The following is a 13,230-nucleotide window of genomic DNA, read 5'->3' as shown; positions in this document are numbered from 1 at the left end:
GATTGTGGGCGTCAATTGTTGAACTGTTCGGCGAGAACCCGGTCCGACCATGAACGATCCGGATCCGAGAGAATTCTGGCCGTCCTGTCCTGCGATTGTGCGATCCGAACGTGACGAACGGATTTCACCTCGGTGTGGTCGGCCACCGCATTCACAGGGCGCTTGTCGCGTTCGAGAACATGAATATCAACCGTTACCTTATTCGGCAAAAGCGCGCCGCGCCAGCGCCGCGGGCGGAAAGCGCTGACCGGGGTGAGCGCAAGCAGCGGCGATTCCAGCGGCAGGATGGGTCCATGGGCGGAGAAATTGTAGGCTGTCGACCCTGCCGGGGTCGCCACCATCATGCCGTCGCAGATCAATTCTTCCAACCGTACCTTGCCGTCCACCTCCACACGAAGCTTGGCGGCCTGATGCGACTGGCGAAACAGGCTGACCTCGTTCATGGCGAGTGCCGTAAACTCGTCGCCGTCGGAATCCGTCGTCGTCATGCGCAGGGGATGGAAATCATTGCCGCTCGCCACCGCGATGCGCTCCAGCAGGCCGTCCACCCGGTAGTCATTCATCAGGAAGCCGACGGACCCCCGGTTCATGCCATAGACCCGCTTGCCGGAATTCATCGTTTCGTTGAGAATCTGCAGCATGAAGCCATCGCCGCCGAGCGCGACGATCACTTCCGCCTCTTCGAACGGCGTATCGCCGTAAATGCCTTTCAGCTCTTTCAGCGCCGTCTGCGCCTCCTCGGTTGCGGAGGCGACGAAGGACAGTGAATAGGTAGAATGCGACATCCGCTTCCCTCGACAACGCGCAGACCGGAAACCGTCCACGCAAGGCGCTGTAACCCGTTGAAGCGGCTCGAAATCTTTAAACCTCGACAGGAAGGTCGATAACAAGCCGCCAGACGCACCCTTGGTACATGAAGACGGCGGCTGGCGACAAGGCCTTTCGAAGACGCAGGCGTTCCCTGACGGCGGACCGCACCGCTCCGGTCCACAGCTTCTTGATTTGCGCCCGCCGACAAGGGTTGCGATGCGGGACGGCCTGATGCAGTTTGCCAAGGCAGTCGGAATGACGAGTGGCAGGAGACGGATGTGGCGCTGAACTACGATATCTACGATGTCTTTACCGAGACGAAAATGGCGGGAAACCCGCTGGCGGTCATGTATGACGCCGACGATCTTCCCCAGGCCACGATGCAAGCGATCGCGCGGGAAATGAACCTCTCCGAGACGGTTTTCGTCAACCGGTCCAGCAATCCGGCCCATGCGGCTTCGCTGCGCATCTTCACGCCATCGGGTGAATTGCCCTTCGCCGGCCATCCGACAGTCGGCGCGGCGGTCGCCATCGCCGAGCGAAATCGCGGCGAGGGCGATGACGATATCGATATGGTCTGCGTGCTGGAAGAGCAGGTGGGTCCGGTGCGTTGCGCGGTGAAGATGCGTGCCGGCGCGGTCAGCTTCGCGGAATTCGACCTGCCGCGCAAATCGTCTCGCGTGGAACTACCGCTCGATCACACCGCGCTTGCCGATGCGTTGGGCGTCAGCGAGGCGCATCTCGGCTTTGAAAACCATGTACCGTCGATCTGGACGGCCGGGGTACCGTTCCTCATCGTACCGCTGCACAATATCGCCGCCATCAGGGACATGGATTTCGATGCCAATCTGTGGCTACGCACCGCGCCGCTGGTCGAAGGACGCCTGGCGGCGGCCTATATCTACTGTCGCGGCGGCGTCAATCACGCGGCGAAGTTCCACGCCCGCATGTTCTCTCCGGATATGGGCATTTCGGAAGACCCCGCCACCGGTTCCGCCGCCGCCGCCCTTTCCGGCGCCATCCACCATTTCGACGGCCTGACCGACGGCCATTATCCGCTGCTCATCGAGCAGGGCGTGGAGATGGAACGACCGTCCCATATCCATTTGCGTATGGACATCAAGGACGGCGAAATCGCCCGCGCCCGCATCGGCGGCCACGCGGTGCGCGTTGCCTCGGGCACGTTCGAGATTTGATTTCAGCGTCACCCGCTCAGTTCGATGTCGTCGAAGAGCGATAAAACAGCGAGCAGAGCCAAAAGAAAAACCCCGGTCTTGACCGGGGTTTTGTCATTTCAGCGTCAATCGGCTCAGTTGAACCGGCCCGCCGCATGGGCAAGCATCGTATAGACCTTGCCGGTATCGGAGGTGAGGTAGGATTGTGTCACGGTCCGGTCGCGATCGGTGCGGGCCACGTCGGCAAGCAGCTTCTCGAAATCGGTGATGTAGCGGTCCACGGCGGTGCGGAATTCCGCTTCCCGCTCATATTTACGCTTGATTTCGTCAAAGGTCGTCTGACCCTTCAGCGTATAGAGGCGACGGGTGAAGACGTCGCGCTCGCCGCGCTGGTAACGCCGCCACAGCTCCACGGAGGCGTCGTGATCGATGGCGCGGGCGATGTCGACCGAGAGCGAGTTCAGCGATTCCACCATGTGGCGCGGATTGCGGGTGTCGGCGGCACGGGTCGGCTGCTGTTCCGCGCCGGCGCGAGGTGCGGACGCCGCTGGCGTTTCCTGCGATGCGCCGCGCAGCAAATCGCTGATCCAGCCGCCGCCTTCTTCGCGGCGTCCGGCCGGAGCACCCGGCTGGGCCGGGGCAGGCGCCTGACGGTTCTCGACCTGACGGTTCTCAAGCGGCAGGGTGCCGCGCAATGCGGCCGGTGCGGGAGCAGGCTGCGGCTGGGCCGGGCGCTGCTGCTGAACCGGGCCGGGGCTGCCGGTTGCGGACGCGTCTCGACACGGCGCTCGGCCGCCGGCTGGGTTGCGGCGATGGCGCGGGCAACCGGTTCGGAGACTTCCATCTGGTGGGTCGAACGACCAACGAGCTGGGAAATATCCTGCAGGGCCTTGATCTGTTCGGAAACGGCGCGACGCATGGCGGCAGCGCTTTCCTTGGCCTCTTCCGGCAGGTCGAAGGCGCCACGTTTCAGTTCCGCACGGGTCGCATCCAGTTCGCGACGGATATCGTGGCTGGAGCGGCGGATTTCGTCCGTCGCGCCGGCGAAGCGGCTGACGGCTTCTTCCACGGCCTGACGCAGCGTCTCCTTGAGGCTGGCTGCGGCGGCGTTCGATTTTTCCGAGGCGCTGCCGAGAAGATTGTCGACTTCCGAAAGCGAGGATTCGACACCGCCACGCAGGCGGTTGACCAGCTCGTCGGAATATTTCTGCGCGTCGGAGAGCGTGCTTTCAATCGAGCGGCTGGCATCCTGACCGGCGGAGAGCAGAGCGCCCCGCATGGTCTGTGCCGCCGAGCGGGCGCGCTGTTCGGTCTCATCGAGCGAACGGCCGATATCGGAGAAGGAGGCCTGCAGATTGTCGCGCAGATTGCCGGCAACGTTCTGCGAACGCTCCTCGGCCTCGTTGAGCGTGGTTTCCACCACGCCGATGACGTTGCGCATGGCGCTTTCGATTTCCTCGGAACGCTTGACGAGGCCGACGGACAGGCTGCGCAGCGCGTCCTGGCGCTCCTCCAGCGTGCCGACGAGGCTCGACTGTGCGGCATTGAGGAGCTCGGAAGCCTGGCTCAGCACCTTCGAATGTTCCTCGAAACGGCCGACGATGCCGGCAACCTGCGCCAGCGTCTGGCCGGAAATATTCGACAGGCGGTCGATCTTTCCTTCGAGCAGACGGCTGGAGCTGGACACCATGTCGGCGGCCTGCGAGGCGGATTCGGAGAAGCGGGTCGCCGAGGCGTTCAATGCCTCGTCTGCCGCGCCGAAGCCCTGTGCGGCGCGCTCGACAGCGGAGTTGAAGTTGGTTGCCGACTGTTCGACGATTTCCGCCATGCTGTTATGGGTCTGCGACAGCATATCCGTGCTCTGGCGGGTGGCGGCCACCAGCTTGTTGGCCGCATCGCTGCCGGCGCGGGCATATTTGTCGATGCCCTGTTCGACGGCGTCCGCCATGGCCGTATGCGTTTCCGACAGCATGTCGGTGCTCTGGCGGGTGGCTGCGACGAGCTTGCTTGCCGCATCCGTTCCGGCAGCGGCATAATCGCTGATCGCCTGTTCCACCATCCCGACCATGCCGCTGTTACTCTGCGACAGAAGGTCTGCACTCTGCTGGGCTGCGGAAACGATCTTTTCGGCGGCTTCGCGGCCGATGGTGGCATATTCGTCGACGACAGGCTTGGCTTTCTCCTCGATCAGGCGCGAAAGCTCGGCGGAGCGGCTGGCCAGCATCGAGTTGAGTTCGCGGGTGCGGTTGTCCAGCGCCGAGCGGATGGATTCACCGCGGGCGTCGAGGGCGGATTCGACACCCGTGAGCGTCTCGGAAATGACGCCGACCTGAGAGCGGACGACGGCTTCAGCCTCGGCAACCTTGTTGACGATGATGTTGCCTGCCTCGGAGAAGGTCTGGGCGACGGCGGCGGCCTGACCGGAAAGGCGCGTCTGCGCATCCGAAATGCGGTTGACGATCTCGCCGGAGCGTTCCTCGATGGCCTTGGTGAAGGCCTCGTTCTGCGCCTGCACCTGTTCGGCGAATTCGGAACCGGACTTGGCGAGAAGGGAGGTGGAGCGCACGGCTTCTTCGCCGATGCTCTGGGTGGCGGAGGTGACCGCGCCGCGCAGGCTGACGGCGAGATCGCTCGCCTTGCCTTCAATGGTGCGGTTGACGTTTTCAAGGCCGATGGTCAACGCCCGGTCCATGGTGCCGAGGCGTTCATCGATGCGGGCAGTGCCGGTTTCGAAGGTCTCTGCCAGACGGCTGGTCCGGTTTTCGAACGTGTCCGCGACACGCGTGGTCTGTTCGTCCAGAATGCCGGTGATACGCTCGGCCGCCTCGTCGCTGGCGCGGGCGAACACAGCCGTCTTGTCTTCCAGCGCTTCGGCAAAGCGGCGGCCGGCATCCTCGATCGAGGTGTTTACATTGGCCAGATCGCCGCCGACGCGTGCCTGCAGCGTATCGAGCGAGGTCTCGATACGGGCGCCGGTCTCGTCGAGACGGGTGGTGACATTGCCGATGGAGGTCTCGATTTTCAAGGACAGGGCATCCGTCGCGCCGCCGATTTCGCGGGCGGCTTCGCCGATCTTGACGGCGATGTCGCCGGCGCTGTTGCGCAGGCGCTCTTCCAGCGTCTGCGCGCTGCCGTCGATCGCCTTCTGCAGCGTTTCCTGCTGGGTTTCGAGAGACAGTTCGAGCATGCTGGCGCTGGAGGCGACCGTGGTGCCGATCATCATCGCCTGTTCGGAGAGCATGTCGCCCATCTGGGTCGTGGCGGAGCTGAGCGTCGCGGCAAGATCCGCCTGGCGCTGATCGAGCGCGGTGCGAATATCCTCATGCGATTGCGACAGATTGCTTTCGAGGCGGGACACACCTTCTTCCACCGTCTGGGCAAAACGGGTGCTGCCGTCTTCGACAACGCTTTCGATGCGGTTGGCCGCACCCGAGACGCTCTGCTCGATCAGGCCGCTATTGCGCTCCAGCGATCCGGCAATGCGTTCAGCCTGCGAACCGAGCATGGTTTCGAGCCGCTCATGGCCGCTGGCAAGCGCGTTTTCGAGCGTGAATGCGGTGGCTTCGAGGCGCTGGCCGACACCGGCTGCGGCAAGCGAAAGCGACGATGCTCTGGCATCCATAGCCTCGGCAATACGGTCCTCGACGCCGGAAATCGCCATGTCGAGCGCCATGGTGCGGCTGTCGAGCGCGTCTGCGATGCGCTCCTCCGCACCGGAGACGATGCCCGACAGGGCCGCAGTACGGCTGTCGAGCGCGCCGGCAATGCGGTCTTCGACACCGGAAACGGCATTGTGCAGGGCTATGGTGCGACCGTCGAGAATATCGGCGATCTTTTCCTCGACACCGGAGAAGCTCATGTCGAGCGCCATGGTGCGGCTGTCGAGCACGTCGGTGATCCGCTCTTCCGCGCCGGAAACGACGGTCTTCAGCGACTCGGTTCGGCTGTCGAGCGCCCCGGCGATGCGGGTCTCGGCGCCGGCCACCAGTTCGCCAAGGGCTGCGGTGCGGGTGTCGAGCGCTTCGGTGATTTTTTCTTCCGCGCCGGAGAATGCCATGTCGAGCGCCATGGTACGGCTGTCGAGCGCATCGGCGATGCGTTCTTCAGCACCGGAGACAACGGCGTTGAGGGCTGCGGTGCGGCCGTCCAGCGTTTCCGCGATACGGGTTTCAGCACCGGCGACCACGTCTCCGAAGGTGGCCGTGCGGCTGTCGAGCGCGCCGGCAATCTTTTCCTCAGCACTTGCGACAATGCCGGTGAGGGCAGAGGTGCGGTTGTCGAGCGTCTCGGAAAGTCTTTCCTCGACATTGGCAAAGGTCATGTCGAGCGACAGCGTGCGGCTGTCCATCGTGTCGGCGATGCGTTCCTCGACGCCGGAAATGGCGCTGGAAAGCGCGGCAGTGCGACCATCCAGGGTTTCGGCGATACGGCTCTCCGCGCCGGAGACGACGTCATGCAGGGCAGCCGTGCGGCTTTCCAGCGTGTCGGAAATGCGGTCTTCGATGCCGGAAACCGCGCCGGTGATGGCCGCCGCCCGGGTTTCGAGCGTTTCGGCAAGACGGCGCTCGACATCGGCGACGACGTTGTTGATCGCGGCGGCACGTTCGTCGAGCATGGCGGCGAGACGTTCGGCCGTGCCGGAGACGGAGCCGGTAATCGCCATCGAACGGCTGGCGAGCGCTTCGTCGAAACGGTTCTGGCTGGCCGAAAGCGCGCCGAACAGGGCATTGCTGCGTTCCGCCAGCACGGCGTCGATCTTCTCGTGCGAACTGGTGAAGGCATCGGTGATTTCGGCGGTACGCTGGCCAATTGCGTCGCTGAAGGCCTGCGTCCGGCTTTCAAGGGCGCTTTCCAGCATTTCCTGACCCGTTCCGAGCGCGGTTGCGAGCGCCAGCGATTGATCGGTCATGGTGGTGCCGATGCGCTCCAGACCGGCGCTCAGCATGGTGTCGAGCGCTTCGGAGCCGCCGGCAACGGTCTCGTTGATGCGGGCGAGGCTTTCCATCAGCTTGCTGTCGAGGCTGCCGGCGCGCTGGTCGAAGGCGCTGGCGAACTGCGCGACATGCTCGTCGAAGGCAGAGTTGACCTGGCCGACCGTCGCCTGCATCCGCTCTTCGTAGAGGCCGGAGCGAAGATCGAGATCCATGATCGCATCGTCCGCCGTGCTCTGCAGGCTCTGGCGGAAGGAGAGACCCTTTTCTTCAAGCGTCGTGGACAGCTTGTCGAGAACGGTATCCAGCGAACCGCCGATGATCTGCTGGCCGCGGTCGATATTGCGGTTGAGTTCGAGCGTGCGCGTGGACAGCGTTTCGTTGAGCTGGCGGGTGCGCTCTTCAAGCGCGCTATTGAGGCTTTCCGCACCGCTATCCAGCGTCGATGCATGGATCGCGAAACGCTCGAGCAGGACTTCACCGCGCTCATCCAGCGTCGAGGTGAGGTTGTGCAGGCGCATGTCGAATTCGTTGGACAGCGTCGCGCCGGAGGAACTCAGCGCCTGAAGCAGGTTTTCCGTCTTGGCGGCGATCAGGCTGCCCATCGCTTCGGTCGAGGCGCGCGATTTTTCCAAAAGCGCGGCCGAGCGGGTGTCGATCATCGAGGCGAAAGCCTCGCCGGTCGTGGCGATCCGCATCGAGAGCTCTTCACCGACGATGGAAAGCTCTTCCTTGATCTGTTCCTGGGCGCCGACGATGGAGGAGCGGATGCGCTCGGCGTGATTGACGATGGCGTCACGCTCGGCGGTCAGTTCCTGCACGAGGCTGCGCACGCGCAATTCGTTGTCGGCATAGCTGCGCTCAAGCGCGTTGACCTCGGAATGCACGAGGGTTTCGAGTTCCGTCGCGCGGGCGATTGTCCGCTCGATACCGTCATTCATGGCCGAGACTTCACGGCGAACCGCCTGGCCGACGGACATGATGCGGTCGGACGCGACCGTTTCCGGCTCGGCAAGGCGAAGGGCGACTTCGGCCATGGAGCGGGCGGCGTTGCGCAGATCGCGGGCGCGCGCCATCATGATCGCAAAGGCGAAGAACAGCATGATGGGAACGAGGATGCCGACGACGATAGCCATCAGGCCGGGGATCGCGGTGAGATCGGCCAGCGAGGCGATGTTCCACAGCGCGTTGCCATAAAGAAGATGTGCGATGCCAAGACCGCCGAGCGCCCAGATGACCGACATGATCGTGGCGTTGCGCAGCGCGCCGCCGATGGAGCCGCCTTCCAGCGATTTCAGGATCATGGCCGGGCTGCGCTTGGAGCCGTCATTGGCCGCTTCGAGATTGGGCGATCTGGGCGTCTGTTCTGCGGGCGCGCGGGCGGCCTCGGGAGCAGGGGTCTGTCTGCTTGCTTCCTTCAATCTGGCCTCCGGCTGCTTCGGCGCTGCAGTTTTCCGCGTCTCCGGCTTTTCTTCGAAAGCGCCAAGCTGCAGGGCGTCTTCCAACGCCTGAAATGCAGTCTCGTCGACAGAGTCGCTGATCTTGTTATTCGCCATGCGGTTACGCCTCGTTACACATACGCCCGGCTTCATGCCGTTGACCACTTGCGTTCCGCAAGCGGACTGCCGCCATCATGCCAGCGGAACATTATCCCTTGAAGAGAGAACAATTCCGCCATTTACCAAATCCCGAATTGCTGGTGGTCCAGCTTTCGGGCGAAATTACATCACTGTGCCGCAATAACAAAGCTTGAGCTTAAGCCTCGTGGGAACGGCAGTACCGTAGTGACACATTTAGGTGTTCGAAACAATTAATGCGGATTTGCGGCGGTGGCGAAGTGTCGGCTTTTTAACAGTTTTTAAACCTGAGTTTCACGCTGAACGCCTTGTTTCGCATAAGTTTAACATAAATTAACCATAGCAGAAGATTTTCGCCCGCGTCACGCCGTAATTTAAGCCGATAGCAGCGACCCGGATGCGTGAATACGACACAGATGTGACACGAAACAGGAAACGGTGAGACAGGAATTTCAGCCATGGCAGCGGTCAGTATTGCTTTCGAAGCTCCCGACAATTGCGGCGGTGCGCCCGCCGCCGGTAAAAAACCGATCGATTTCGATCATCTCGCCCGGCAGACGATGGGCGACAAGGATCTGGAGATCGAAGTGCTGCAACTCTTCAGCCGCAACGCCCGCGCCGCCCTGCATGAAATGGCAGGCGCCGACGACAAGGCCGTCATGGCGACGGCCCATCGTTTGAAGGGGTCTGCGCAGGCCGTCGGCGCCTCGGCCGTTTCTGCAGCCGCAGCCGTGGTGGAGGATAAGGGCAATGACAGCGCGGCGATAGCAAAACTCGCGGCAACCATCGTCGAAGCCGAAAATTTCATCCTCAAGCTCTGCCGCTGAGGCGTAACGCATCAAATTTGTCATTTTGCAAGGCCGGTTGCGTCTGCGCGCCCTTGAAGCGGGTTGCCAAGGCGGACCGGCCTTTCTATGTGTTTAGAACAGTTCTTAGATCACATTTTGGATTTCCGGCATGACAAAACTGACCATCGTTGCCTTTGACGGCACGCCCCATGAACTCGACGTGAGCAATGGCTCTACCGTCATGGAGAATGCGGTGCGCAACTCCATTCCCGGCATCGATGCGGAATGCGGCGGCGCCTGTGCCTGTGCGACCTGTCATGTCTATGTCGACGACGCCTGGGCGGAGCGTGTCGGCGGACCGGAACCGATGGAAGAGGACATGCTGGACTTCGCCTTCGACGTGCGCCCCACCTCGCGCCTTTCCTGTCAGATCAAGATGAACGACGAGCTCGATGGTCTCGTCGTTCATGTTCCCGAACGTCAGGGCTGAAATCTTTCGTCATTGCTAAACGCAGAAAAAGCCCCGCTCACCTGGTAGCGGGGAGCGGGGCGAGGCGGGTACGCAGCATGCAGGCGAGGGAGGAAACACCTGCGAGCCCTCAAGCGCGCACCGGGAGAACCGGAGACGGTTGCAACCGTCGGACCGCCGTAGGCCGCAACCATTTCAAACCGTGTGAACAAGCTACAATGAGTCTTGCCGGCCGCACCATGACGAGAATTCACGGGTGATATCGGACATGACGTTACGGCATGTCCCGTGTTGTTCGTTTTGATTTGGGGGAGGTACGTCCAGCGACCGTCAGCGGCGGTTCTGGCCCTGCTCTAGCCGGTTCTTCAAAAGCCGTGTCATGCGGGCATCGAAATTTTTCGATTCCACCACATCGAAGCGCAACTGATCGCGGTCGTGTTCGTCCATCACCGTCTGGGTGATCTTGCCGACCATTTCCTGCAGCGTCTCGCAGCTTTTCTGCGGGCGAAGCGACGTCAGCTGTCTTTCAAGCGAGCGGGCATGGGTGCGGGCGATTTCCGCGTGGCGCTCCTCGTGGCGCTTGATATCGGCAAGTAGCGTATCCCAGATGAAGGCCAGTTCCGCCGTGGTGCGGCGGCGGTTTTTCCATTGCGGCAGGAGGATGCGGGTATTCAGCACCACTTTGGCCGTTCCGACGCTGCAAAGGCCGTTTTTCTCGACATAAGTGAGTTCGCCGCCGAATTTGATTTCGGTGGCGCCGGGATGGCGCGCGCCGGTATTGCGTGTCAGCGGGCCGTGCCTGGAAAGCTGCTGGTCGAGGTCGGCGGCGGTCTTGCCGCTGATCGAAAAATAGGAATAGGTCTTGCGGACGATGGTTTCGGAAAAAGCCGATCCGGGTAGGGAAAGTGCCACTGCCGCCGCTAAAGCGGCGCAAAGAGCACGTGATGATTTGGTCATGACCCGGCCTTCCGGTTGAACTTGAAAAAGGTTTGCTGCATAGGCGGAGCGGAACTTATAAGAATTGGCATAACACTCCGTTATTCCCGAAAGGCGTGTGTTACGTGATAACAGCCGGCAGCAACGCGTGGCAAGCGGCCCATGGCCGCTCCCTGAAACTTGATGGGCGTGGCCGTATTATGGCCATCGTCAATGCAACGCCCGATTCCTTTTCCGATGGCGGCCGTTATCTCGCCGTCGATGCGGCTTTTTCCCATGCGCTGACCTGTGTGGAGGAGGGCGCTGACATCATCGATATCGGCGGCGAATCCACCCGGCCGGGAGCGGCCGCAGTAACGGAAGCCGAGGAACAGGACCGGGTCCTTCCCGTCATCGAAAAATTGCGCCGCGAGACGGATGTGCTGATTTCCGTCGATACCTATCGCGCCTCGACAGCGCGGCTGGCGGTCGGGGCGGGCGCACATATCGTCAATGACGTCTTCGGCCTGCAGAAAGACGCGGAGATGGCGGGCGTGGTCGCCGCCACCCGCGCCGGCGTGTGCATCATGCATACCGGCCGCGACCGGCAGAAGCTTGCCGATGTCATCGCCGACCAGCTCGAATTTCTCAATCGCTCGCTGGAGATCGCCGAGGATGCGGGTATTGCCCGTGACGCCGTCGTGCTCGATCCCGGTTTCGGTTTCGCCAAGGACGAGAGCGAAAATGTCGCGCTGATGGCGCGTTTCGGCGAACTTGCCGCTTTCGGCCTGCCGGTTCTGGCCGGTACGTCGCGCAAGCGTTTCATCGGGTCGCTGACGGGCCGGGATGAGGCCCGTGAACGCGATATCGGAACGGCTGCGACCACCGCGATCCTGAGGCTTGCCGGCGCTTCGATTTTTCGTGTGCACAATGTCGCCGCAACCCGCGATGCGCTGGCAATCGCCGATGCGGTTCTTGCCAAAGCGTCGGCAAAGGCCGATGCGTAGATCAACGAGTGCCGGTAAGCCGTGTCCCGAAGGTGGCGGGCTTTTTGGCGAAACAGTCCTGCCATGGAGGCGATGCGATGAGCCGCTATACCATTATCCTGAAAAACTGTTCTTTTTTCGCCCGTCATGGTCTTCTCGAGCAGGAGGAGGTGCTGGGCCAGCGCTTTTTCGTCGATGCCGAGATGGAAGTCGAGGCGGGTGATGCGCTGGAAACCGACGATATCGAAAACACCGTCGATTATGGCGTGGCTTTCGCCGTCATCGAAAAAATCGTCGTCGGCCAGCGCCGTTATCTCATCGAGGCGCTGGCGAACGACATCGCCAAGGCGCTGCGCGCCCGTTATCCGCAGATCGTCTGGCTCAGGATCACGGTACGCAAACCCTCGGCACCGGTTCCCGGCATTCTCGATTATGCACAGGTGAGCGTTGAACACCGCGCCTGAAAAGATGACCGTCGCCGCCTTGGGGCTCGGCGGCAATATCGGCGATCCTGCCGCCGCCATGGCAAGGGCGCTGCGCGAACTCGATGCGCGTCACGATTGCCGCCTGCTGGCCGTGTCCGGCCTTTACCGCACGCCGCCTTGGGGCAAGACCGATCAGGCGGATTTCTTCAATTGCTGCGCCTTGGTCGAAACCTCGCTTTCAGCGCCTGCGCTGCTGCAGCTATGCCTCGACATCGAAAAGGGCATGAAGCGGGTGCGCACGGAGCGCTGGGGTCCGCGCACCATCGATATCGATGTGCTCACCTATGGGAATGAGTCTCTCGTTACGGAAAGCATCGAGGTGCCGCATCCGCGCATGACGGAGCGCGCTTTCGTGCTGATGCCGCTTGCCGATATCGCGCCCGACCTTGAGGTAAAGGGCAAGCCCGTGCGGCAATGGCTTCAGCAGGCGGACAAGACCGGCATTATCAGCGCAAATGAAAAACGGGAGTGGTGGACACTCCCGCTTGGCGATGGCTGAGAAGAGTATGGCTTTTACGGCTTGATCGAACCGACGGCGAGCTGGTCGATATCGCGCGCCAGCGTCACGCCGATGACCGGGATCATCTGGTCGGCGACCTTGACCGAAATGGTGATGTTCATCGAATTGTCGTCCGAGACGCGGGCGACCATCGCACCGTTGAGCTTGGCGCGGTTAATGCCGACGACGACCTTGTCGCCGCTGACCTGTCCGGAGGTGATGTCCAGTCCCTTGCCTTCGGCACCGTCGAGGAATTTGCCCTCGTAAGAGTTGCCCTTCTGGCTGATGACGGCGGACATGGGCTGGCTGAAGACGCCGACGCGGCAGGTGCCGCCGAGCTTGATGCCGGTCTGCTTGTCGTCGAGCGGCTCGCCCGTCAGATCGCAGGTGAATTTCGTGCCCTTGTATTTACCGGCGACGATTTCGCCCGGGCCTTTCCAGACACCGGCCACGGAGCGGAAGAACACGTCGTCGCGATCGCGCGATGCCGCATGGACGTCAGACATGCCGAAACCGCCGCTGACGGACAATATGGCGGCAAGCCCGCCCACAAGCGAAAAGAAGCGCGAATACATGATACTTTCCCCGGCGAAGA

At 62.2% G+C, this 13,230-nt stretch carries 9 protein-coding genes and 1 pseudogene; 6 read left to right on the top strand and 4 right to left on the bottom strand.

The features are described from left to right. Positions 1 to 11: 11 nt before the first annotated feature. Positions 12 to 785 carry an NAD kinase gene (locus tag L904_RS12065; RefSeq protein ID WP_020810264.1) on the bottom strand — a complete coding sequence of 258 codons (774 nt, stop codon included), beginning with the start codon at positions 783 to 785 and terminating at the stop codon, positions 12 to 14. A 303-nt stretch (positions 786 to 1,088) separates the two neighbouring features. On the opposite strand from L904_RS12065, the gene L904_RS12060 reads away from it, so the two are divergent. Then, positions 1,089 to 2,006 carry a PhzF family phenazine biosynthesis protein gene (locus tag L904_RS12060; RefSeq protein WP_020810265.1) on the top strand — a complete coding sequence of 306 codons (918 nt, stop codon included), beginning with the start codon at positions 1,089 to 1,091 and terminating at the stop codon, positions 2,004 to 2,006. A gap of 113 nt (positions 2,007 to 2,119) precedes the next feature. On the opposite strand, the pseudogene L904_RS12055 reads toward L904_RS12060, so the two are convergent. After that, a pseudogene (locus tag L904_RS12055) lies at positions 2,120 to 8,472 on the bottom strand (hypothetical protein). A 479-nt stretch (positions 8,473 to 8,951) separates the two neighbouring features. On the opposite strand from L904_RS12055, the gene L904_RS12050 reads away from it, so the two are divergent. Continuing rightward, positions 8,952 to 9,320, top strand: a complete 369-nt coding sequence (locus L904_RS12050) for an Hpt domain-containing protein (RefSeq protein WP_020810827.1) — start codon at positions 8,952 to 8,954, stop codon at positions 9,318 to 9,320. A gap of 130 nt (positions 9,321 to 9,450) precedes the next feature. Next, a complete protein-coding gene (locus L904_RS12045) occupies positions 9,451 to 9,771 on the top strand; it encodes a 2Fe-2S iron-sulfur cluster-binding protein (RefSeq protein WP_003502527.1) in 321 nt (106 codons plus the stop codon). Between the two features lie 309 nt (positions 9,772 to 10,080). Here L904_RS12045 and L904_RS12040 read toward each other — a convergent pair whose 3' ends face one another. Further along, positions 10,081 to 10,707, bottom strand: coding sequence for a DUF922 domain-containing Zn-dependent protease (locus L904_RS12040; protein WP_020810826.1), 627 nt, complete (start codon positions 10,705 to 10,707; stop codon positions 10,081 to 10,083). A 179-nt stretch (positions 10,708 to 10,886) separates the two neighbouring features. Between L904_RS12040 and folP the strand changes: the two genes are divergently transcribed. From folP to folK, 3 genes are all read left to right on the top strand, one after another. Further along, positions 10,887 to 11,672 (top strand): dihydropteroate synthase, encoded by a 786-nt coding sequence (gene folP / locus L904_RS12035; RefSeq protein ID WP_080657558.1) that lies wholly within the window; start codon positions 10,887 to 10,889, stop codon positions 11,670 to 11,672. 77 nt (positions 11,673 to 11,749) lie between these two features. Beyond that, positions 11,750 to 12,115 carry a dihydroneopterin aldolase gene (folB, locus tag L904_RS12030; protein WP_003502532.1) on the top strand — a complete coding sequence of 122 codons (366 nt, stop codon included), beginning with the start codon at positions 11,750 to 11,752 and terminating at the stop codon, positions 12,113 to 12,115. A gap of 4 nt (positions 12,116 to 12,119) precedes the next feature. After that, positions 12,120 to 12,635, top strand: coding sequence for a 2-amino-4-hydroxy-6-hydroxymethyldihydropteridine diphosphokinase (gene folK / locus L904_RS12025; protein WP_020810824.1), 516 nt, complete (start codon positions 12,120 to 12,122; stop codon positions 12,633 to 12,635). A gap of 14 nt (positions 12,636 to 12,649) precedes the next feature. Here the strand turns inward: folK and L904_RS12020 are convergent, their stop codons facing one another. Next, entirely contained in the window at positions 12,650 to 13,210 is a 561-nt protein-coding gene (locus L904_RS12020) for a hypothetical protein (protein ID WP_020810823.1), read from the bottom strand. Between the last annotated feature and the right edge of the window lie 20 nt (positions 13,211 to 13,230).

Source organism: Agrobacterium sp. LY4, assembly GCF_001526585.1.
Taxonomy (GTDB): domain Bacteria; phylum Pseudomonadota; class Alphaproteobacteria; order Rhizobiales; family Rhizobiaceae; genus Agrobacterium; species Agrobacterium leguminum.
This window is presented reverse-complemented; position numbering and strand designations above follow the sequence as displayed.

Bases quoted from the DNA above. Each gene is read 5' to 3' on its own strand.
- L904_RS12065 (WP_020810264.1), bottom strand. From the start codon at position 785: ATGTCGCATTCTACCTATTCACTGTCCTTCGTCGCCTCCGCAACCGAG.
- L904_RS12050 (WP_020810827.1), top strand. From the start codon at position 8,952: ATGGCAGCGGTCAGTATTGCTTTCGAAGCTCCCGACAATTGCGGCGGT.
- L904_RS12020 (WP_020810823.1), bottom strand. From the start codon at position 13,210: ATGTATTCGCGCTTCTTTTCGCTTGTGGGCGGGCTTGCCGCCATATTG.
- folK (WP_020810824.1), top strand. From the start codon at position 12,120: ATGACCGTCGCCGCCTTGGGGCTCGGCGGCAATATCGGCGATCCTGCC.
- folB (WP_003502532.1), top strand. From the start codon at position 11,750: ATGAGCCGCTATACCATTATCCTGAAAAACTGTTCTTTTTTCGCCCGT.
- folP (WP_080657558.1), top strand. From the start codon at position 10,887: ATGGCCATCGTCAATGCAACGCCCGATTCCTTTTCCGATGGCGGCCGT.
- L904_RS12045 (WP_003502527.1), top strand. From the start codon at position 9,451: ATGACAAAACTGACCATCGTTGCCTTTGACGGCACGCCCCATGAACTC.
- L904_RS12040 (WP_020810826.1), bottom strand. From the start codon at position 10,707: ATGACCAAATCATCACGTGCTCTTTGCGCCGCTTTAGCGGCGGCAGTG.